Annotated in this window: 21 protein-coding genes and 1 tRNA gene; 13 read left to right on the top strand and 9 right to left on the bottom strand. The window is 58.8% G+C overall.

The annotated features are described in order from the left end of the window. Window positions 1–92 precede the first annotated feature (92 nt). Window positions 93–1,436, bottom strand: a complete 1,344-nt coding sequence (locus WFJ47_RS06035; RefSeq protein ID WP_336761577.1) for an MFS transporter — start codon at window positions 1,434–1,436, stop codon at window positions 93–95. A 534-nt stretch (window positions 1,437–1,970) separates the two neighbouring features. Here WFJ47_RS06035 and tkt point away from each other — a divergent pair. From tkt to WFJ47_RS06020, 3 genes are all read left to right on the top strand, one after another. Beyond that, window positions 1,971–4,022, top strand: coding sequence for a transketolase (gene tkt, locus WFJ47_RS06030; protein WP_336761575.1), 2,052 nt, complete (start codon window positions 1,971–1,973; stop codon window positions 4,020–4,022). Window positions 4,023–4,082: 60 nt separating this feature from the next. Then, entirely contained in the window at window positions 4,083–4,850 is a 768-nt protein-coding gene (locus WFJ47_RS06025; protein ID WP_127103290.1) for an SDR family oxidoreductase, read from the top strand. Between the two features lie 215 nt (window positions 4,851–5,065). Further along, window positions 5,066–5,278: a hypothetical protein gene (locus WFJ47_RS06020; protein WP_336761572.1), complete on the top strand. Its 213-nt coding sequence runs from the start codon at window positions 5,066–5,068 to the stop codon at window positions 5,276–5,278. A 16-nt stretch (window positions 5,279–5,294) separates the two neighbouring features. Here the strand turns inward: WFJ47_RS06020 and WFJ47_RS06015 are convergent, their stop codons facing one another. Continuing rightward, window positions 5,295–5,777 carry an Lrp/AsnC family transcriptional regulator gene (locus WFJ47_RS06015; RefSeq protein WP_408868627.1) on the bottom strand — a complete coding sequence of 161 codons (483 nt, stop codon included), beginning with the start codon at window positions 5,775–5,777 and terminating at the stop codon, window positions 5,295–5,297. Window positions 5,778–5,946: 169 nt separating this feature from the next. Between WFJ47_RS06015 and WFJ47_RS06010 the strand changes: the two genes are divergently transcribed. Continuing rightward, on the top strand, window positions 5,947–7,638 hold the full coding sequence (locus WFJ47_RS06010; protein WP_336761568.1) for a thiamine pyrophosphate-binding protein: 1,692 nt from the start codon (window positions 5,947–5,949) through the stop codon (window positions 7,636–7,638). Between the two features lie 60 nt (window positions 7,639–7,698). Here WFJ47_RS06010 and WFJ47_RS06005 read toward each other — a convergent pair whose 3' ends face one another. After that, window positions 7,699–8,154 (bottom strand): GNAT family N-acetyltransferase, encoded by a 456-nt coding sequence (locus WFJ47_RS06005; protein WP_336761566.1) that lies wholly within the window; start codon window positions 8,152–8,154, stop codon window positions 7,699–7,701. Between the two features lie 129 nt (window positions 8,155–8,283). On the opposite strand from WFJ47_RS06005, the gene WFJ47_RS06000 reads away from it, so the two are divergent. Then, entirely contained in the window at window positions 8,284–9,015 is a 732-nt protein-coding gene (locus tag WFJ47_RS06000; RefSeq protein ID WP_336761563.1) for a hypothetical protein, read from the top strand. Between the two features lie 319 nt (window positions 9,016–9,334). On the opposite strand, the gene WFJ47_RS05995 is transcribed toward WFJ47_RS06000, so the two are convergent. Then, on the bottom strand, window positions 9,335–9,943 hold the full coding sequence (locus tag WFJ47_RS05995) for a class I SAM-dependent methyltransferase (protein ID WP_336761561.1): 609 nt from the start codon (window positions 9,941–9,943) through the stop codon (window positions 9,335–9,337). Between the two features lie 155 nt (window positions 9,944–10,098). After that, entirely contained in the window at window positions 10,099–12,345 is a 2,247-nt protein-coding gene (locus WFJ47_RS05990) for a TonB-dependent receptor (protein WP_336761559.1), read from the bottom strand. A 370-nt stretch (window positions 12,346–12,715) separates the two neighbouring features. On the opposite strand from WFJ47_RS05990, the gene WFJ47_RS05985 reads away from it, so the two are divergent. Together WFJ47_RS05985 and WFJ47_RS05980 are read left to right on the top strand one after the other, a co-directional pair. Further along, window positions 12,716–13,915, top strand: a complete 1,200-nt coding sequence (locus tag WFJ47_RS05985) for a phosphatidylinositol-specific phospholipase C1-like protein (protein ID WP_336761557.1) — start codon at window positions 12,716–12,718, stop codon at window positions 13,913–13,915. A gap of 180 nt (window positions 13,916–14,095) precedes the next feature. Continuing rightward, window positions 14,096–14,172, top strand: a tRNA-Asp gene (locus WFJ47_RS05980). Window positions 14,173–14,287: 115 nt separating this feature from the next. Here the strand turns inward: WFJ47_RS05980 and WFJ47_RS05975 are convergent. Together WFJ47_RS05975 and WFJ47_RS05970 are read right to left on the bottom strand one after the other, a co-directional pair. After that, the gene (locus tag WFJ47_RS05975) at window positions 14,288–15,052 is read right to left on the bottom strand and encodes an ABC transporter ATP-binding protein (protein WP_127103284.1); all 765 of its coding nucleotides are present in this window, start codon (window positions 15,050–15,052) and stop codon (window positions 14,288–14,290) included. Between the two features lie 2 nt (window positions 15,053–15,054). After that, window positions 15,055–15,903 (bottom strand): ABC transporter permease, encoded by an 849-nt coding sequence (locus WFJ47_RS05970; RefSeq protein ID WP_127103283.1) that lies wholly within the window; start codon window positions 15,901–15,903, stop codon window positions 15,055–15,057. 148 nt (window positions 15,904–16,051) lie between these two features. Here WFJ47_RS05970 and WFJ47_RS05965 point away from each other — a divergent pair, with 148 nt between their 5' ends. After that, window positions 16,052–16,210: a hypothetical protein gene (locus WFJ47_RS05965; RefSeq protein WP_336761552.1), complete on the top strand. Its 159-nt coding sequence runs from the start codon at window positions 16,052–16,054 to the stop codon at window positions 16,208–16,210. A 6-nt stretch (window positions 16,211–16,216) separates the two neighbouring features. Here WFJ47_RS05965 and WFJ47_RS05960 read toward each other — a convergent pair whose 3' ends face one another. Next, complete coding sequence (locus WFJ47_RS05960; RefSeq protein WP_336761550.1) at window positions 16,217–17,206, bottom strand: 3',5'-cyclic-nucleotide phosphodiesterase; 990 nt, start codon at window positions 17,204–17,206, stop codon at window positions 16,217–16,219. A gap of 208 nt (window positions 17,207–17,414) precedes the next feature. On the opposite strand from WFJ47_RS05960, the gene WFJ47_RS05955 reads away from it, so the two are divergent. The 4 genes from WFJ47_RS05955 (at window position 17,415) to WFJ47_RS05940 (ending at window position 20,342) form a co-directional block, all read left to right on the top strand. After that, a complete protein-coding gene (locus WFJ47_RS05955; RefSeq protein ID WP_336761548.1) occupies window positions 17,415–18,395 on the top strand; it encodes an aspartyl protease family protein in 981 nt (326 codons plus the stop codon). 69 nt (window positions 18,396–18,464) lie between these two features. After that, window positions 18,465–19,106: a 7-carboxy-7-deazaguanine synthase gene (gene queE / locus WFJ47_RS05950; RefSeq protein WP_127103280.1), complete on the top strand. Its 642-nt coding sequence runs from the start codon at window positions 18,465–18,467 to the stop codon at window positions 19,104–19,106. Further along, window positions 19,106–19,807 (top strand): 7-cyano-7-deazaguanine synthase QueC, encoded by a 702-nt coding sequence (queC, locus tag WFJ47_RS05945; protein WP_127103279.1) that lies wholly within the window; start codon window positions 19,106–19,108, stop codon window positions 19,805–19,807. The genes queE and queC overlap by 1 nt, the downstream gene beginning before the upstream one ends. Then, window positions 19,794–20,342, top strand: a complete 549-nt coding sequence (locus WFJ47_RS05940) for a 6-carboxytetrahydropterin synthase (RefSeq protein WP_336761544.1) — start codon at window positions 19,794–19,796, stop codon at window positions 20,340–20,342. Before queC ends, WFJ47_RS05940 begins: the two co-directional genes overlap by 14 nt. Window positions 20,343–20,392: 50 nt before the next feature. On the opposite strand, the gene WFJ47_RS05935 is transcribed toward WFJ47_RS05940, so the two are convergent. After that, window positions 20,393–20,551: a hypothetical protein gene (locus WFJ47_RS05935; protein ID WP_336761542.1), complete on the bottom strand. Its 159-nt coding sequence runs from the start codon at window positions 20,549–20,551 to the stop codon at window positions 20,393–20,395. Between the two features lie 234 nt (window positions 20,552–20,785). On the opposite strand from WFJ47_RS05935, the gene WFJ47_RS05930 reads away from it, so the two are divergent. Next, window positions 20,786–21,418, top strand: a complete 633-nt coding sequence (locus tag WFJ47_RS05930) for an exonuclease domain-containing protein (RefSeq protein WP_336761540.1) — start codon at window positions 20,786–20,788, stop codon at window positions 21,416–21,418. Window positions 21,419–21,440: the final 22 nt, after the last annotated feature.

The raw sequence follows: 21,440 nt of genomic DNA, 5'->3' as shown, positions 1-21,440 counted from the left end.
TTCAACGTTTGGCCGGATGAGCACAGGCACAAAAAAAGCGGGGCTTTTCGCCCCGCCTTTCTCTTCCTTGTCTCAAGAAGGAAGCTGGTCGCTCAGTGGCTGAACCCCTTGGCCGAAGCACGGGTCGCGTGGAGATGGGCTTCCACCTCCGGGTCGAGCTTCAGGAAGTAGGTCAGGATCGCACTGATGAAGTAGATGATGGAGTAGACAACCATCACACCGAACACACCGAAGGCGGGCTCGAAGATGTAGACGATGGCCGGGCCGATCCAGACGCTGGCACCAGCGCCGAGGTTCAGCAGGGACATGGCAGCGGCTTTGTTCTCGGGAGCCAGATAGGGCATCAGGGCCGACAGCGGCACGTAGCCTGCCAGGGTCATGCCGTAAAAGGCACCGGCGATCATGACGATGAACAGGTGATCAGGACCCAGCATGGTGGGGGCGAAATAAAGCGCCATGGTGCTGAGGGTCGAGCCAATGCCACCCATGATCATGGTCGTGTAACGCCAGCTCAGCTTGTCACTCACAATGCCGAGGAACAGGTTGAAGAAGATGTTGCTGATGAAGATGGCCTGAAGCACGGCCAGCCACTGCCCCATGGTGAAGCCAAGCGTGTGGGTGAAATACAGCGGCATGAACACCAGGAAGCCGAACTCGGCAGAGGTGTTGATGGCGCGCACGATGCAGCCAATACCAACTTTGGGACGCTGCCACCCGATGGCCAGGGACATGAACAGGGTCTTGATAGCTCCCTTGTTTCCGGTTTCGACGCGGGGAACGCGGTTCATGCCGAGCAGGGCCAGAGCACCGCCAAAGACGACGAAGGTAAGCGCAACCCACAGCGTGGCGTAGCCGCCGATCATGGGCAGCAGAACACCGGCAATGGTGGTGCCCAACGTAGGCAGACCGGCCGTGAAGCAGAACCAGAACCAGCCGACAGCCGAGCCGAGCTTCTGGACGGGCGCCGTGTTCACAACCCAGACGAGGAAGCCGAAGGCAAAGAGCGGATAACCGAAGCCACGCAGACCATAGAACAGCGTGATCAACGTCCAGGATTTTGACGGCAGGGCAAAGCCGAGAAACCCGATCTGAAAAACGATCCAGATAGCCAGACCAACGAGCATGACCTTGCGGCTGCCCCACATGTCGGACAGGGCACCCGATGCCCAGGCAGAGACTGCCGCCGTCAGACCATAGATGGTGAAGAGACCAGCAACGTCATGCTCCTGAAACCCGAGCGAAACGAGATAGGGCGACAGATAACCACTTTCCACGCCATCGCCGATCATGAAGAGCAGCGTGCCGATAAAACCCCAGATCATGATGGGCGGGATACCTGCCCATGAGATGAAGCGTCCGAAAGCCGTCTGTGGCTCAATGTCTGGCAAAGTGTCGGTTGCGGACCGTGCCCCTCCGACGAATGTCCCGCCTGCCATCGTGTTTCTCCTGCGTCTCAAAAAGGCCTCTTGCTGTCCTGCAGCGTGCCTGGCCCGTCCTCCTTTGCGCGGCTCGATGCGCCCCTGCAAATCACAAAAAAGAGTTATAGATACCAAGGCTCTTGTTCGTATGAGACGTTCATCCTGAAAACCTTGGTATGATAAACGTTTTTTAATGGGTTGATATAGGAACGGATTAGGAACATATAAGGATACCAGAGCCGTTCATGACGTAATCTTGAATGGAACCATCTCCTATATAGGTAATCATGAGATTTGTAGACTTATGGATTACGGACTGATTCGCCTCATGATGATCACATCATTATGATTTATCCACGCTCTCTCTGTATTGTATCTCACCGTTAGTTACCATGAATGAGGCATGTTAAATATTCGCCTTTTTTAACAAAATAGGTGACTGTCATACTTTGCCAAACCCCGATCATGAACAGAGTTTAATACATATCATTTCACCCGGCGAATCTAACATTTCCCATCGTCATGCCGGATACAGTGAGAGGCTTCCCCCTCATGACCACACATCCCGAAATCGCATCTCCCACAAGCACACGAACGCAACGCGCCAATGCCATTCGCATCCTGGCGATCGATGCCATTTTCAAGGCGCAGTCGGGCCATCCCGGCACGCCCATGGGCATGGCCGATATTTCCGAAGTGCTGTGGCGCGACGTCATGCGATACAACCCCGCCAATCCCGCCTGGTCCAATCGCGATCGCTTCGTCTATTCGAATGGTCACGGCTCGATGCTGCTCTATGCCCTGCTGCATCTGAGCGGGTTCGACCTTGGCATCGAAGACATCAAACAGTTTCGCCAGCTACATTCCAGAACGCCCGGCCATCCTGAATTCGGCTATGCCCCCGGTATCGAAACCACCACCGGCCCGCTGGGTCAGGGTATCGCCAACGCCGTGGGCATGGCGCTGGCCGAAAAGACTCTGGCCGCGCAGTTCAACCGCCCGAAGCTGCCCATCGTCGACCATCACACCTATGCCTATGTCGGCGAGGGCTGCCTGATGGAAGGGATCTCCCACGAGGCCTGCGCGCTGGCAGGCACCCTCGGACTCGGCAAGCTGATCACCATCTATGACCGCAACATGGTCACCAATGACGGGCCGATCGAGGGCGTCTATACGGATGACACGCGCAAGCGCTTCGAGGCGTATAACTGGCAGGTGATCGGTGAGATCGACGGTCACGACCCCGATGCCGTGCTGACCGCCCTGACTGCCGCCCGCGCCGAAACTGTACGCCCGAGCCTGATCATCTGTCGCACCACCATCGGTCAGGGCTGCTCCGAGGGTTATGCCGGCACGCATAAAGTGCATGGTGGCGTCCTCCCGGCCGATGAAATTGCGAAGATCCGTGCCCGTCTGAACTGGACCGCCCCCGCCTTCGAGATCCCCGAGGCTATCGCCCGTGACTGGGATCACCGCCCGGCGGGCGCGGCGGCTGAATCTGCCTGGAATGATCTGTTCACGCGTTATCGCGACGAATATCCCGAGCTGGCCGCCGAATTTATCCGTCGCCAGAACAGGGCTTTTCCTCAGGGCTGGGACAAGCTTTCTCGCGATTTCGTCGCCGCACTCCAGGCCGCACCGAAAGACATCGCGTCCCGCAAGGCCTCGCAGAATGCCATCGAGGCTTTCGCCCCCCATCTACCTGAGATGTTTGGAGGCTGCGCCGATATCACACCAAGTTGCCTGACGCGCTGGTCCGGCTCTTCCTCGGTCTGCTTCGACCCTGCCGGAAATTATGTCGATTACGGTGTGCGCGAATTCGGCATGGTCGCCATGGCCAACGGCATCGCGCTGCATGGCGGTCTCATGCCCTACACCGCCACCTTCCTGATGTTCATGGAATATGCGCGTAATGCCGTGCGTATGGCCGCGCTAATGAAGCAGCGTCAGGTGCTGGTCTACACCCATGACTCCATCGGACTGGGCGAAGACGGCCCCACCCACCAGCCCGTGGAACAACTGGCCTCGCTGCGTCAGACCCCGAACATGGTCACCTGGCGTCCCTGCGACCAGGTGGAAACCGCCATTGCCTGGGTCAATGCGCTCGAACGTCTCGATGGCCCCACCGCCTTCTCACTGTCGCGCCTGCCGCTCAAACAGCAGGAACGCACTGCTTCGCAACTGCGCGATGCCTGGCGCGGTGGCTATATCCTCTCCGACTGCGCGGGCACACCGGATCTGATCCTGATCGCCACTGGCTCGGAAATAACCCTGGCCCTCGACTCCGCTCAGGCCCTGCGCGCGCGCAACATCGCCGTACGCGTCGTTTCCATGCCCTCACCCGAAACCTTCGATGCGCAGGATGCAGGCTATCGTGAGAGCGTTCTGCCCGACGGCATGCGCGCCCGTATCGCCATCGAAGCTGCCAGCACCCTCTACTGGGCGCGCTATGTCGGGCTCGATGGCGACGTGATCGGCATGACAGGCTTCGGCGAGTCCGGCCCTGCCGAGGATCTCTTCCGTCATTTTGGCTTCACGACTGACAATGTGGTTGCCCGTGCTGAAGCGCTTCTTGCCCGTCACGCCGCTCGCGCCAAGGCCTGATCTTCCTTTTTCACAGGGCGGATCACGAAATCGCCGCCCTCATTCAGACTGGATATCTCCATGGATCTTTTCGATCTCTCCGGCGACATCGCCTTCGTGACCGGCGCAGGCAGCGGCATCGGCCAGCAGATCGCCATCGGCCTCGCCGAGGCTGGCGCCTCGGTCGCCTGTTTCGACCTTCCCGGCTCACGCAAGGGACTTGATGAGACCGCCGACCGTATTCGCGGCCTCAAGCGCGCCGCCCTGGTCTGCACCGGCGATGCCACCGACGAAACCAGCCTGGCCGATGCTATCGCAGCAACCCAGTCCGAACTCGGCCTGCTCTCGGTTGCCGTCAACGCCGCAGGAATTGCCAATGCCGCCCCTGCTGAGGAAATGGACCGCGACCAGTGGCAGCGCGTGCTCGATATCAACACGACCGGCGTCTTCCTCTCCTCTCAGGCAGAAGGGCGCGCCATGCTGGCCAATGGCCGCGGGTCGATCGTCAATATTGCTTCGATGTCGGGCGTGATCGTCAATCGCGGGTTGATGCAGGCCCATTACAATGCCTCCAAGGCCGCCGTCATCCATCTCAGCAAAAGCCTGGCCATGGAATGGGCCACGCGCGGCATCCGTGTGAACACCATCAGCCCGGGCTATACCGCCACCCCCATGAATACCCGCCCCGAATGGGCAGAGCGTGTGAAGGTCTTCGAAAACGACACCCCCATGAACCGCATCGCTGCACCGCGCGAGATGGTCGGACCGGCAATTTTCCTCTCTTCTCGCGCTGCATCCTTCTGCACCGGGGTCGATCTCCTGGTGGATGGGGGATTTTGCTGCTGGTAAAAAGGTTCAGGGCTCTGCCCTGAAACCCGCAAAGGGGCGTTGGCCCCTTTGATCCCGATTTTTTGGTTCATGGGTGCCCTGCTGATCGGCGAAAATCCCGTTCGAGCCACGCGCCCGTGGCGATCCTTATCGGAGCCGTCCGAGGGTCACCTATGACAGCACCGCCGGGAGGTTGAGGGCTCAACCTAAAGACCGTCAAACAGGCGGCGGGTCTGTTGCACACGCTATCCAAGGGTATTGCCGATTGGACAATCCCGGACTTATCCGACCCGGGGCAGGGCAAGCTCGATTTCTCGGCCACTCGACCCGGACATAGCAATCCATTGTCCGGCTTGTGCGCGCCGACCATTTCACTGTTTGTCGTTGCGGCCTCGCTGACGGCGTGGCTGCTCAAGGCTCTGGCCTGGCCACCGACCGGATGGACATAGATCTCCCCGCATCCCGCTAGCTAGGGGTAAGGCGCTCAATGGGGAGTTCAAGCGTATGCTTGATTTCCGACAGCGCAACCATGGAATTGACCTCCTGAATGCCTGGGATCAGGGCCAGCCTTTTCAGGAAGAACTGTTCATAGGATTCGATATCGCGCGTTACGATACGCAGGATGAAATCGACCGAACCCAACAGCACATAGCAATCCTGTACCTCGGGAAATTCACGGATAGCCTCTTCGAACGCCGCCAGATTGGCGCGCGCATGGGCCGTCAGCTTCACCAGCGCGTAGAGCTGGGCATTCAGCCCGATCTTCCTCCGATCCACCAGATAGACCTGTTTCTGCAAGATCCCGGCATCCTTGAGCCGCTGGATGCGCCGCCAGCATGGTGCCTGTGACAGCCCGACCGCCTCAGCCAGCTCCACCGTGGATCGCGACGCATCCTTTTGCAGAAGCTGCAGCAAATGGCGGTCGATCGCGTCCAGATCTTCGAGCATCAGCATCTCACCCTATCGGTTTTTAGCGCATAACTTATGCATATTTATGGGATTAATCTCCATGAAAACGCAATTTTTATCAGCGTTAAGCATGATACCGTGAGGTCAGCGGGACATTCCAGACTTGAGGCGCTCCCCGAACGAAACGCCTCTCCACAGGATCCAGACCATGACAGCTAGCTTTGCCAGAACAAGCGCCCTCGAAGCCCGCAGCGGTGCGGATATCCTGCTCGAAATTCTCGCCAGTGAAGGGGTCGAGTATATCTTTGGCAATCCCGGAACCACCGAGTTGCCGCTGATGGACAGCCTGCTGCGTCGTCCGGATATCCGCTATATCCTCGCCCTGCAGGAAGCGAGCGCCGTGGCCATGGCCGATGGCTACGCACAGGCCGCTGGCAAGCCGGGCTTCCTGAATCTCCATACCGCCGGTGGCCTCGGCCATGGTATGGGGAATTTGTTGAATGCGCATGTCTCCCAGACGCCCCTCGTCGTTACGGCGGGCCAGCAGGATCTGCGCCATGCGGTAACCGACCCGCTGCTTTTCGGCGATCTGCTGAAAATTGCCGAGCCCGCGGTCAAATGGGGCAAGGAAGTCGCGTCGGCCGAGCAACTTCCCACGCTGGTGCGCCGCGCCTTTCACGATGCCGATGCGGCGCCCTCCGGTCCCGTCTTTCTCTCCCTCCCCATGGACGTGATGGAGGAGATGAGCACGATCAGCGCCGGCGCCCCCTCGCGCATCGACCGTAACGCCATCGCAGGCGCCCTGCCGGATCTCGCAAACGCTCTCGCTGCCATCGCTCCCGGTCGGCTCGCCCTGATCGCCGGCGACGAAATTCATGCCAGTCGGGCCGCTGCCGAGACGGCTGCGCTGGCAGAGACACTCGGCGCCCCCGTCTATGGGTCGTCCTGGCCATCACGCGTGCCCTTTCCAACGGCGCATCCGCTCTGGCGCGGCAATCTGCCCACAACGGCGCGCGGCATTGCAGAGGCACTCTCTCACTATGACGCCATCTTCGCCATTGGCGGAAAATCGCTCATCACCATTCTCTACACCGAAGGCTCGGCCATTCCCGAGGGCTGCACCGTCTATCAGCTTTCCTCCGATGTGAACGATCTCGGGCGCACCTACCCCACCACCCTCTCGACCTGCGGCCATCTGAAAGCCTCGCTCACGGCTCTTCAGCCTTTGATCGAAAACGCCTCGAGCGCCCAAAGCGCCGCTTATGCGAGCTTGCGTCGGGACGCGGCTATGAAGCGCGCCACGGAACGCTCCACACTGCATCGTCGCGCCGATGATGCCCTCTCCGAAGCCGTCATTCCCCCGATCCTCGCCGCGCGCGAGGCAGTGCGCGCCATTGGACCGAACACGCCGATCGTCGATGAAGCCATCGCGACATCAGGCTTTGTCCGCAGCTTTCTGGAGAGCAACGATCCCGCCCAGTATTCCTTTCTGCGCGGTGGGGCGCTGGGCTGGGGCATGCCCGCCGCCGTCGGCTGCGCGCTGGGACTGAAACGCGAACCCGTGGTCTGCCTCGTTGGCGACGGTGCAGCGCTCTATTCGCCCCAGGCGCTCTGGACAGCAGCCCATGAAGATCTGCCCATTACCTTCGTGGTCATGAATAACTGCGAATATAATGTTCTGAAAAACTTCATGCGCGGCCAGCAGAATTATACCGCCGCCCAGACAGGCCGCTTCATCGCAATGGATATCGTCAACCCCATCATTGATTATCAGGCCCTCGCCACCTCCATGGGCCTGCCCGCCCAGCGCCTGACCCGCGCGGGTGATATCGCGCCTGCCATTCAGGCGGGAATTGCGAGCGGCAAGGCGAATCTGATCGAGATCATGATCAGCCGATAACACGCCACGCGAGGGGTCACCCCTCGTTCCTCCGAAGCGGCCAGTTCCTCGTGCCCGGTATCAGAGTGTCAGGTGAAAGAACTGGTTGTGGGGGCTCGCCTGATAGGGACCGAAAGGCGGGCCGCTCTCGAAGCCGCTTCGGCGATAGAGCCTTATCGCGGCCGCGAAGGAGGGGGCCGTACCGGTCTCAAGACTCAGACATCTCAGCCCGCGCGCCCTGGCCGCGGCGATAATCGTAGCGAGAATCGCTGCCCCTGCCCCACGCCCGAGAAAATCGGGATGGGTGCGCATGGATTTGACCTCCCCCACCCCCTCACCGAAGATCTTCAGGGCGCCGATCGCTGCAACCCGCCCGTCGATGCGTGCAGACCACACCGTCACCTCGGGTACCATCAAACCGGACAGATCAAGTGCGAACCGGAACGCCTCGGGCGAACTCTCGGCCATGCCAGCCAGATGCACGGCAAGAAGAGCCCGCGTTTCCTCGCTGGAAAGATCGTCAATCCCGATGTCCATCTCTCGATATGCCCCTCGCATTGCCTAAACTGCTCCAGGACAGGATAGTGAAGCCGGACTGCAACGAGGTCCATGCCCTCTTCTCGCCTTGCATTCCAAGATACGGCTCTGCTTCAGGATCACCATCCGATGTTCAATCTCCCACCGCACGCCGTTCTCGATCAAGCTGAGGCCTACCTGGCCTCTCAGGCCTCGCATGGGAAAAACTCACTACTCGATGCCTCAGGCGCGGTCCTTTATAGCGATGTCACAACTCTAAAATCGGGCCCAGTATATTTTCTCGGGCTGAATCCCGGAGGTAGCCCCGAAAGTACCCCCGATGGAACCTTGGGACATTCACTTGCGGCAAGCCGATCTGGTTTGAACGCTTTTCTGGACCAATCATGGCGCGATCCCCCGAAAACCTTGTGCCCTGGAGAGGCACCATTGCAGCGCCGGATACAAATGCTTTTCGTAATGATGGGGCTGGAAGTCCGCAGCGTTGCTGCAAGTAATCTGGTCTTCACCCGTTCGCGCAATCTGCGTCTGCACGAGAATTTTACACTTGCCATCGCGCAATGCCGCCCCGTCCATGAACTCTTCGTGCAGGCAATTCATCCAAGAATAATCCTGACTCATGGTAGCCGCAACGCATTCCGACGGGGCATCAACGCAGACTTTTTTGACTTTTACGAGGCGCATCACGCCGCATGGAAAATTCATTCTGGAGTGTGCACGATCGCCGGACGACGCATTCCTGTGATAAACATGCCTCATCTTTCATTCTGGGCCATAGATGCGGACACACTGCAGGGCGAACAGCGACGCACCATTCTTAAAACCTTGTTTAAAAAACATGGCTTTTCGCAAGACCCGAGGTAGTCATCCCAATGACTCCACGACAGAAGTTATAGCTCGATCGTTCGAGATCTTCTGATTTTGGCCAAACATCGGCTACGCACTCTACGCCTGCCTTAGCCCGTTGCGATCAGTCCCGTGGTGCGGATGGTGAAACTTGAGCAAACAAAACTCACCTATAGTTGAGGCCAATCGCGCCCCTTAGCGAGATCATAAAAAAATATAAATGGCATTTATAAATATTGCATAATAACTAAATTTTCTCGATTTTACCCGTATTAAAATTCAGATTTATAGGAAAATTTGCGATCGAATTAGAGGATAATAGAAGTTCTGTATATTTTTATTTCGAAATAACAGAAAAACGAAAAATTTGTTTCGACCCCCCTGGGGTTTCGTGTAGATGCTCGATGGATTCCAGCAACTTGAACTCTGTGCCGAGCATGTCCAACAAGGACGCGCTGTCATGCTGGATTACGGGCAGGCCTGAGCAGCGCGAAGGCCCGTTCGGGGCGAAGCCGCCAATAACGGCGATACCGCCCGGCGCGAGCGCGGACCGCAGGGCAGCGCCATAGCGCCTTTGGTCTTCAGGCTCGGTCAAAAAATGCAGAGCTGCGCGGTCGTGCCAGACATCATAATGCTTGTCGGGCGACCACTGCGTGACATCTGCCACGATACAGCGATGGCGGTCCCGAAAGCGGTCGAGACGACGGGCCACACGAGCAAGCGCCACAGCGGAAAGATCGAGGCTCGTGACCTCGTCAAAACCGGCCTCAAACAGATGGTCGGGCAGGAACGAGGCTCCACCCCCGATATCGATCACGTTCCCCTTCGCAGGAGCATTGCGGAGAATGAGGTCGAGAGACGAAGCTGGACAAAGCTCATACCAGCTAACAGCCGTCTCCGGCTTTTCCGTATAGACCCGGTCCCAATAGGCATGACGCGTATCCATGATCCCTCCCCTGAAACGGCCTCTGTTTTAGAACGAAAAGACCGCCGCTCTGCACACAGCTCCGTGCGTGGACCATCCCGTTTGAGCGACCGCGGACAGGTTTTCCCAGGAACGACATCCCTTTCGCGGTGTGCGGGGCAAAGCCCGCCTCACGCTCAGAAATCTGCAGCCAGTGACGCCATGGCCGTGAAAGCCGAACCGACGACAAAAACCGGGCTGGACGCCCCCACCTTGTTACCGAAGATACCCGTGCGTGGTTGGGCGCTGATACCGAACCCGCCCAGACCCGAAAGATAGTTTGCCCCACCCAGATTGATCAGGTTCAGCATGGCGCGCGGATGAACACGTGTCCCGAGATCAGGCAGTTTGCGCCCCATGGAGAGGTCGGCTGTGACGAAAGCAGGAATGCTCTGGTCATTCATGAGTGTAGAGAACTGGGAGTCCTGATAGCGCAGATTGAAATTGCCGAACCAGAGACTGTCATCATAGGTCAGGCCAATGGCTCCGGTATATTTCGGCGCGCCGGGAGCCGATTTTCCCCTGGTCGGTAGATAATCGTTCCCCGCACTGACATTATTGCCGAGCCGCGTGCGCAGATACTGGCCCGACAAGTAGACGCTCAGATGATGCCAGGGACGCGTGGCCAGTTCGGCCTGGATGCCCCAGGCTTCCTCACCTCCTGCGGCAATCTGACTACTGACCAGAATTGTGCTCCCCGGCTGATACGCCAGGCTGCTGATCTGGTGATTGGTCAGATTATAATGGAAACCGGCGACAGAAACCGAAATGCGGGCATGATGTCGATAGCCCAGTTCCTCACCTATGAAATATTCCGGCTGCAGAGTATTGGGTGGGATGGTGGTCGGGCTGGGTGACGTATTGCCGAAGGCCGGAACATAGGCGGAGTAGCCAGCGGGCAGACGATAGGATGTCGTCGCATTCAGATAGAGTTGATCCTTGCGCGTGATCTGATAACTGGCCAGAAATTGCGGCGTCGGAATGAAGTTATTGGGGGACACCTTATAGGGAGACGCTCCTGGTACATTCTGCGAGGTCATGCGTGAGACCATGGTGGCCTTGAACCCAGCGTCAAAATTCAGGCGATCAGCCAGGAAGCTGAGCTTGTCGTCAAACCCGAGTGCGTTGAGCTGCTGAGTCTGGTTGATGTCATAACCCGTGAGCAGACGCCCATTCGCCGTAAGCGGGTCTTTCCACGTCACCGAGCCATCATCACCCACCGCGAAGCGATCCTGACGCTCTTGATGATCGGCGTAGGAATAGAAGTAAAAAAAGGTGAGCGTGTTGTGTCGCGTCTTCCAGTCGAGAGACGCAGTCACACCCGAACTGCGCTGCTCCCAGGGGTGAACGCTCTGCACCAGAAGCGTACGGTTCTGACCCTGATAGCCATCCAGATAGTCGTAGCGCTGTGTGCCGATATAGCCATTGGCCGTCGGTACCGCCATGCCGTAGTTATTCGGCCCCATCTGGCTGATCCCGTAGGGGGTGACATGCAGGAACCAGTGACCGCCAAGACGAAAATCATTGCGGATCGTGCCGAAGGCGACGTTGGTGAAGCGCTCATTGAGCTTGTAATAGGTATAGCTGCCGGGCGTGTAGGGCGCCGTGTAATTGAAGCCCGTTCCGTATTGTTGCCATTGTGCGAGATTGGGATAGCGATAAATGGTCTGTCGGCCCTGATTATAGCCGAAAATCACGTCACTCACCTTTCCCTTCGACCAGCGTTTTTCCAGATTGGCGTCGACATGATATCGCGCGACATCGCCGGGGCCACGCCAGAGATTGGCCGAGGAATGGGAGAAGGAAGCATAGGCCCGGACATCACTATGCCCGATCTCGCCCGTATCAAGACGCAGGAATTCCTTTTGCAGGCTATGCGTACCACCCCCTAGAGAGAGCGTGCCGCCTACCTTGTCGGAAGGGCGCAGCGCTTTCATGCTCACCTGAGCACCATCGGCATTATAGAGAGGCGCTGTCAGATCGACCGAACCTTGCGTCACGCTGATCGAGGCGAGGTTTTCGTTATCGACCATCGCCGCATTCCAGGGCGCGTAGCTGAAGACATCTGCGGCCGGGATACCCTCGAACACGAAGCCGATCTGCGTCTGGTCCAGTCCCCGGATATGCAGGGTTTCAGACTGGGTGCTCAACGGCGATTCATTCCCTGCCTGCACGCCGGGCAGGCTTGCAATCAGGCTGGTCGGGCTCAGCGTTGGGGCCTGCCTGGCAATATAGTCCTGTGTCACCTCGCTTGTCGCCCGAGGGCTGGTCTGAGTCTTCATCAACCCGCCGCCTATAACCCTGCGTTTCTCGCGAATACTGATCCGCTCGAGACGTTTCTCACGCGCCACAGGGGCGCTGATGGATTTTCGCGGGGCAACCATATGGTCGTTTCTAGCGGCCACTGCCGGGAATTCCCCCAAAAGCGCGAGGGCAGGAATCAAAAGAGAAAGCCCGCTTCTTATCGTCGATTGCTTCAACTGAACAACTCCGTCATCGCCGCATTCCCTGCGATGGCTTTCGCGAAGCTTTCTGACTCTCAGCGAGCCATAAGAAGCGGACCATCCCTGTCGAGCGGTGTTCGCGCGCTTTTACACAGGCACAGCGACGCAGGTTGTGATTGATCCGTGGATTATTTGTTTCTCGTTCAATTCAAACGGGTGAACTATTTATGAATCATGGATTTCGTCTGGTGAATTCCAGATGGATGTTCTTTGATCCGCCCCATTACTCAAGCCCTTTCAGGATTGCGCGATGAAACTTCAAAGCCTGTTCACCATGACCTCGCTGGCAGGACTCATATTCCTTTCCCTGCCCCATGCGCGTGCTCAGAATGCGGCCATGGATGACAGCGTGCATCTCAACCAGATTCAGGTGATCGGCACACACAACTCCTATCGGCGCGACATCTCACCGGTAACGCTGCAATGGCTCACCAAGCTGTCGCCCCAGGCAGCCATCGCGCTTGATTATCACCATGACACGCTGACGGCGCAGCTCGATCACGGGGTGCGCCAGCTCGAAATCGATATCTATGCCGACACCCAGGGCGGGCGCTACGCCCACCCCAAGGGGCCGGAATGGGAGCGTAAGGCAGGCCTTACCCCCGATGCCGACCCCACAGCTCCCGAAGCCATGCAGGGTACGGATTTCAAGGTGATGCATATCGTCGATATCGATCAGAGGTCGAGCTGCCAGCCTCTCAGATCCTGTCTGGAGCAGGTCAAGGCATGGTCCGACGCGCATCCGGGCCATGTACCGGTTTTCATCGATCTCGAGACCAAGCAGGATATTCCGTTTGGTGGCGGAAAAATCGATTTTACCAAGCCTGAAGTCTTCACACCTGCCACCTATGACCGCCTCGATGCGGAACTGGTTGCGGTCTTCGGTCGCGCAGCGCTGATCACGCCGGACGATGTGCGTGGCAATGCTCCGACCCTCGATGACGGGGTGCGCAGCCATGGCTGGCCCAGCCTCGCCCAGGCCCGGGGCAAGATCGTGTTCGTGTTCGACCGGCCGCATGATACGGCGCGCTACGTCAAGGGCCATCCTGCCCTGCGCAATCGAATCGTGTTTACCAATGCCCGCCCAGGCGATCCGGATTGTGGATTTACGGAGGTCAATGAGGGCTTTATCGGCGCCAAGGGAAATGGCAGCGATGCTGTGGACAACAAGGCCGCCGCGAGCACGATTCCGGCACTGGTGAAACGCGGCTATCTGGTACGGACACGGGCCGATGCGAATACGATCGAGGCAAGGCAGAATGCGCTTGATCGCCGGGACGTCGCGTTCGAATCCGGCGCCCATCTGATCAGCACGGATTACCCGGCTTTCGAACCTGCCCCATGGCACGGTTACTCGGTCAGCTTCGGCAAGGGACTGGTCGCCCGATGCAACCCGATCAACGCCCCTGCTTCTTGTCGCGATATGCTTCTGGAGCCCTCCCACACCTGAATTATAAGCTGGGCCCCGTCGTGCGGAAGAGCGGGCGCGAAGGGAGTCCGGCAAGAAAAATGAAAAAAAACAGCACCGCCCTGTTGCCAAAGGTGAGGGAGACTGGTAGTTCCCCCTTCACCGAAGACGAGGACGTTACGACCTTCTCCGAAGCGGTTGCTGAAGCAGTAAAGGCTTCATGCGGGTGTAGCTCAGTTGGTTAGAGCGCCGGCCTGTCACGCCGGAGGTCGCGGGTTCGAGCCCCGTCACTCGCGCCATTTTATTCCGAGAAAAATATAACCGTCGCATGTCGTCACCTCTGGTGGCGTTTTTTGCTGGCCTCCCGGAAGCGCGCTCTCCTTTGAGGGAAAGAGCGCTCCCTTGTGGCGCCCCTCACCCCGCCAGATAGGCGTCGAGCACGATATCGGTAGGGCCATCCATACGAATCCTGCCGTTATCAAGCCAGATCAGGCGCGTGCACCACCGGCGCATGATATCGGGCTGATGTGAGGACATGATCAGCGCATCCGATTCCTGCACCAGAGCCTCGATACGCGCCTTGGCCTTGGCGAGAAAGGTGATATCGCCCGCCATGAACCATTCATCCATCAGCAACACATCGGGCGTGATTGCGGTCGCGAGGCCGAAGGCCAGTCGCACGAGCATGCCGCTGCTATAAGTCTTGACTGGCATGGCAATGAAATCACCAAGCTCGGCAAATTCGGCAACATTTTCGAGAATACGGGCCGTACCGGCCTTGCCCATCCCATGAAACAGACAACGCAGGCGGACATTCTCGATGCCCGTCAACTCCATGTTCATCCCAAGCTGGGTGTCGAGCAGCGTGCCAATCGAGCCCCGTATGCGCACACGCCCTGATACGGGCTCATATATACCAGCCAGAGCGCGCAACAGCGTGGTCTTGCCCGCACCGTTCCCCCCGACCAGTCCGAGCCTTTCGCCACTCTCGAGTGAAAAGCTGATATCACGCAACACATCCACGGTGACGCGATGACGCGAATCCTCGACAAGGGCGCTCCCCGCACGATGGCTGGAACGTGTCGCGAGCGTCCTGGCCATGGAGCGTTTGAGCGTGCGATTCTCGGCGTGATAGACCGGAAAATGAAGACAGAGGCGATCGACGGAAACTCTGGTCATGATCAAACCCAATAAGCGATACGGGCGCGGAAACGGGCAAAGACAAGCATCGCGAAGACGATGAGGACTGCACTATGAGCAAGTGCCGCCTCCCAGATCAGCAGGGCGGGCATTTCGCCCAGCAACGGCGCCCGGACGATGGCCAGAAGCGGATAGAACGGATTGATCAGCATCCATCCGGCCAGCGTTCCAACCAGTTCGGGACGCCAGATGATGGGCGTGACAAAGAAGAACACCTGAAGCAGGGACATGACGATAGGCGGAATATCGCGAAACCGGGCGCCCAGCAGGCCGAGGCAGAGCAGGATCGCAACGCTGTCCACGATCCACAGCGCAAGGGCGGGCAGCACCGTCCAGAGATGATGCGGCACGACATGGAAGATGGCGAAAACCGCGATCACCACCACCGCATTATGCGCAAGGACGAGCAGATTGCGGGTGATTGCCTGAAGCGCAAAGAGGCTGAACGGCATGCGGGCGGACTGGATGAGACGGGACTCATTGGCAAAGACCGTGGTGCTCTCGCCGATGAGGGTCGAGATATATCCCCAGAGCACCAGCGATAGGGCTAGAAAAGGCAGATAATCCTTGATCACCATATTGAAAAGCTCGGCATAGAGAACGCCGAGCGCAGCGACCATGACCGCCGTGGAAATGGTGAGCCAGAACGGGCCGAGCATCGAGCCTCGGTAGCGCATCTTGATGTCGAGCCAGCCCAGGGTAAGCGCGAGTGGCAAGAGCCGTATTCCGACCGAGAGATCGGCCAGGGCGGCCTTGAAACGCCCGATCCCCACATGTGGATACAGATCGAGAACCCCGTCTCGGCTGCTTCTCCTGGCGTGGCTTGTCATCCTGCTTCTCGCTCTTCGCTTGATCTTGGCCAAAGCTCTAGCCTGTCGAGCACGCCCCTCCAAGAGCCCCCGGCTCAGGGGAACCGTTCAGCACGCAAAAAACATCCTCGGACCGATCGATGGATTTGACGCAGGCATTGCGTGTAGAGTGCGCGCCCCGACGGCAGGCTGGAAAGCACAAATGAACGGCGCCGATTACTTCATGCTTGTGTTCGTATTCGGAGGCTACGCGATCGGTCCGCTTTTTGCCGCTCTGCTGGTGCACAAGATATCACGGTCCAGCCTCTTCGATCCCCCGGAGAAGTAGTGGCTCTCAGGGCCGCCAGACAGCCCCCTGTCGGGCAATGGTGAACGCATACCCTTCGTCATTACCGGCGCGCAGCTCTTCCCCGATGAGCGCCTCAGCGCTCTTGCCCTCGCTCAGACGCGGCTTGATATGCGCGACGAGTATGGGAAAGCCGCGCATCGACACCCCGGCGCTGACGCGCAATGCGACAAGTTCTGCCAATAGCCAGCGTGGTGTCAGATGACCATAGAGCTGCGTATCGGGCCGGGAATTGTCGTAGGAGCATTCAATGATGATCCCGCGCAGCCTGTGGGTGCGGATGAGAGGCGCCACATGCGACCACAGGGCTTCGAGCCTGTGCCCTGCCTCGAGCGCGTCAGGGCCGGTATCACCCAGATAGAGCAGAGCATCCTGGCCTGAATGGAGCAGGAAGGCCGTCGATTCCACGCCCCCATGGCTCAAGGGGTAGGCCTCGACACTCAGAGCGGTATGGGCCAGAGCCATGGACTGGCCGGGTATCAGATCATGATAATGGAGCAACCCCAGTGCCGGCTTGACCCCGCGATCGCCCAGATTGGGCCAGACACGATGATTGAACAGATCCTCCTGCAGGACAGCGTTCACAGAAGGCAAGGCATAGAGCGGCTTACCCGGATCATCCGGCGAGATGGCCACGAGCCCAGCGACATGGTCGAGATGGGCATGGCTGAGCAGATAGCCCTGGATCACCTGATGGACGATTCGGCCCGAGCGGGCATAGCCTAGCGTGCCCGCCCCGGCAATGGACACGAAAGCGTGGGCCTGATCGGCTTTGTCCACGCCATTCAGAACCGTACCAGCGTCAAGGAGCACGCCCGTTTGCGCTCCCTCCTCGCGCAGGAGATAGGCACTGAGATTTCCTTCATCGAGCCCGCCATGCGCGCCCAGAATGGTCACATCGAAAGCCTTCGCCATGGCCGGAGAGGACGCCGCCAATCCAAGAGCCAGCAAACCGGTCAACAGCCAGGAAGATTTCATTCGGGTAATCACGGGGTCTCTCCTCCTGCTGGGCGCAATCCATGCTGCCAACGGGCGTATCGGCAACCTTCTCCAAGGGCAAGACGCGCCCTTGCCCGGTCAGTGTATTTGCCCGCATGCTGGTACCTCCGTGTCTGATATGCTTGGCGTTTTTTGTCACGGGCAGACGATCATCCGGCAATCATGCTGACAGACAGGAAGGTGTACTATGCCCCGGTCCCCTATTCTGCGCCCTCGACGACCTGCCTTACTGGTGATCGCGATGGCCGCGCTCGGTCTTATTGCCGGCTGCGACACCCCGTCTCCCGATAAGGGGTGCGAGATCGGCACGATCGGCCGGATGCCTCTTTATTCCCTGCATAACGTTCCCGTGGTCAGGGCCAGCCTGAATCACCACCCTGTCCTGTTCGAGGTCGATACGGGCGCCTTCAACAGCGTATTGAGCGACCGCTATATCGACATGCTGGGTCTCACACTCGCGTCGGGCTATGTCCGGGTGACGGGTGCCAAAGGGACTGAATTCCAGAACGTGACGCAGGTAGACGATATCGGCTTAGGGGGGGCCACGAATACCAATCACGGTTTTGCGGTCACATCCTCTGTCTTCGCCACCCTCCGTCCACCGCTTCCCCCCCTTGTCGGGTTGCTGGGGGCAGAGATTCTCCTGGCCAGCGATCTCGTGATGGACATGCCCCATCACGAGATGCAGCTTCTGGACATGAGACGCTGCCCCTTGCCTGCACCGCTCTGGAAAGGCCCCCTTCATCGCGTGGCGATTACCAGCGATCTCGACACGATGAAAATTGGGCTGACCATCTCCATCGATGGGAGCAAGCCGATCAAGGCAGTACTGGATACAGGGGCCTCCCGGACAATCCTGCCCCTGCGTTTTGCACGCAGGCTGGGTGTGACGGATGCCATGCTCGCGCAGGATCGTTCCGATACGCAGTTCAAGGCCATTGGCAGTGACAAGGTCACGGCCTGGCATCATCGTTTCAAATCCCTGACCTTGGGCGATTTCACGATTTACGATCCGGAAGTCTTCATCCTCAGTAGCGATGACCTCGATTACGCCCTCTTCGGCGCAGATTTCCTCAAAGAGCATCGTCTCTGGGTCACCACCAGAGGGGAGATGTATGTCCAGCATATCTCGGAAATACCGAAGGAGACGCCGACATTGCCGCAGTAGAGCACCGGAGACGCGAAAATTTGGTATTTTTCGCTTGCATCGGGCGCAGTGCTCGCCGACATCCGAGGCATGTCTTACGCCGTGAAGGAAATTTTCGCGACACTTCAGGGGGAGGGTGCCCATGCCGGGCGCGCCTCCGTCTTTTGTCGCTTTGCCGGATGCAACCTGTGGTCCGGGCGCGAGGAGGACCGCCACAGAGCGGCCTGCCAGTTCTGCGACACCGATTTCGTAGGGACCGATGGCATTGGAGGGGGACGCTTTGCCGATGCCGCCGCCCTGACTGCAAGGCTGCTCGCCTGCTGGAAAGAGCAGGCTGGTGAGGCTGCGGGACGCTATGTCGTCTTCACTGGGGGCGAGCCCCTGTTACAGATTGATCCTCCCCTGATAACCGCCATGCATGAGGCAGGTTTCGAGATCGCTATCGAGAGCAACGGCACGATCGCGGTGCCGGAGGGAATCGACTGGATCTGCGTCAGCCCGAAGCCACAGAGCAGGCTGATTCAGTGTCGCGGTCAGGAACTGAAACTGGTCTATCCGCAGGAAGCCCTGCCACCGGCGCTGTTTGAGAGCTGGGATTTTGATCATTTCTGGCTGCAACCGATGGATGGGCCGGATCGTATCGCCAATACCGAGAAAGCGGTCGCCTATTGTCTGTCGCATCCGCGCTGGCGCCTGTCGCTGCAAACCCACAAGCTGATCGGGATCCCCTGATGCCCTCCGATGATACGGCGATCGTCCTGTTTTCCGGCGGTCAGGACTCTGCAACCTGTCTGGCCTGGGCCCTGAACCGCTATGCCCATGTCGAAACACTGGGCTTCGCCTATGGGCAGCGACACGCGATCGAACTCGAATGCCGAGAAACCCTGCGTCGCGCCATGATCTCGGCGCGTCCTGACTGGCAGGACCGTCTGGGCGAGGACCATACGCTCGATCTGTCGGTTCTGGGCCAGATCTCGGACACCGCGCTCACCCGAGAAGCGGCCATCGAGATGAACGAGAATGGGCTACCCTCCACTTTCGTTCCGGGCCGTAATCTGCTCTTCCTGAGCTTTGCCGCCACGCTCGCCGTTCGCCGTAATGCCCGTCACATCGTGACCGGCGTGTGCGAGACCGATTATTCGGGTTATCCCGATTGCCGGGACGATACGATCAAGGCGTTGCAGGTTGCGCTCAATCTGGGCATGGAAACCCGTCTCGTCCTGCATACCCCGCTGATGTGGCTCGACAAGGCTGAAACCTGGAGACTCGCAGAGCGGATTGGAGGCAGTGCGCTCGTGAAGCTCATCAATCGAGAGAGCCATAGCTGCTATCTGGGGGACCGCACACATCTTCATGAGTGGGGCTATGGGTGTGGTGCCTGCCCTGCCTGCGATCTGCGCGCCAAGGGATGGTCGAGCTATGTCAGCACCTGAACTCAGTTTCACACGCCGCTTCAGTATGGGTCATCGCCTGATCGATGGCAGCTCGGAACGCTGCGCAATCCCTCATGGGCATAACGAGTTCGTCACTGTCACCTTGCAGGCGCGGCTTCCACATCGCCTTGATGGCGGGCGCAATATGGTAGTCCCTTTCGCCGAGGCCAAGGCGCGCTGGCACGCATTCGTGGATACCCGCCTCGATCACGCATTTCAGATTTCTGCTGCGGACCCGCTTCTTGACTGGTTTCGCGATCATGAGCCTCATCGGCTCGACCGTCTGGTCGTCACACCGGGCGATCCCACCACCGAACTGTTGGCCGCGCTGCTCTACGCCAAATTGGAGGCTTTTCTGATCGCGGATGGCGACATGTTACGCTGCACCAGCCTGACATTGCAGGAGACGCCCACCAACACGGTGATTCTGCGCGATGGTCCTGACGCCTGCTTGCCGCTCATGCCAAAAGCACCCAGCGAGTATTGGTGGCACCGCGCCGATCATACGATCTCAGATCTGGGCGTTTCGCGCTGATGTCCACGTGATAGCGCTCTCTCCTGGCATGACCGCCAGGGAGGCCATTATCAAGGCTTCTGGGACCATTCCTGGCCGAGAAGCTGGACATGAACGCGGAATTCACCGTGGTGGTCTGTCTTCACGTCACGAGGGGGGGGCGGCGACACCTTTGCGGCCTCGTTCTCGGTGAGGATTTCACTCCGGGGGGAAGTCGAATTATTGCTCATGACCTTCTCCTTTCCTGCAAAACAACAAAGGAACATGGCCTCAATCTGGCAACGTCATGAAAGAATGAGGCATGACTCCAGGCGTGTTCCGTATGGTTCTGAAACGTGCCGCACACCGATTGGTTCACCTACTCATCTGGCGATTACAAATATTACCTCCCCTTCGGGGTATTCATTGTGGAAAGTCTCAAATGAAGCCGGGTTCTGTAGCAGAAGAAAGAGTTGAGTGATTCCATGCGTCTACGTGTTATTGATCTCGAAACGACAGGCGCGCACCCCGCTGCTTCCGAAGTCATCGAATTCGGGTCGGTCGATCTGGTCCTGCAGGATGATCAATGGCGCGTCGAGCCCATCCATACCCGGCTCTTCCGCCCCAGAGCGGCGCTCTCGCCCGAGACCCAGGCGGTACATCATCTTATGGACGAGGATTTCAGTCCTGACATGCCTCATGCAGACCCTGAAATTCTGCAAGCAGAAGTAAGACGGGCTCCGCTCCCCGACATGCTCGCCGCCCATCACATCGCCTTCGAACGCCATTTTCTGACTGACGAGATCACTGGTGGGCTTCCCTGGCTTTGCACCCTGCGTATCGGCCAGAAGCTCTGGCCGGAAGCGCCGCGCCATACGAATCAGATCTTGCGTTACTGGCTGGCCCTGGATCTCGACAGAAAGCTGGCCTTCCCGGCCCATCGTGCCGGTCCCGACGCCTATGTCACGGCACATATCCTCAGGCGCCAGCTCGCTCTCTCCACCCCCCAGGACCTTCTACAGTTGACCCAGGCGCGCCACATCAGGCGCGGCACAGCGCTCAGAGCAGGCCGGGACCTGCGCCGGGACGTGCATCGTCAGGAGCAGCTTTTCCGCTAGCGTGGCAGGGCATCAGCGACGG

The sequence above is a fragment of the Asaia sp. VD9 genome (assembly GCF_037150015.1).
Taxonomy (GTDB): domain Bacteria; phylum Pseudomonadota; class Alphaproteobacteria; order Acetobacterales; family Acetobacteraceae; genus Asaia.
The sequence above is the reverse complement of the archived record's forward strand: the minus strand, read 5'-3'. Positions and strand labels throughout refer to the sequence as shown.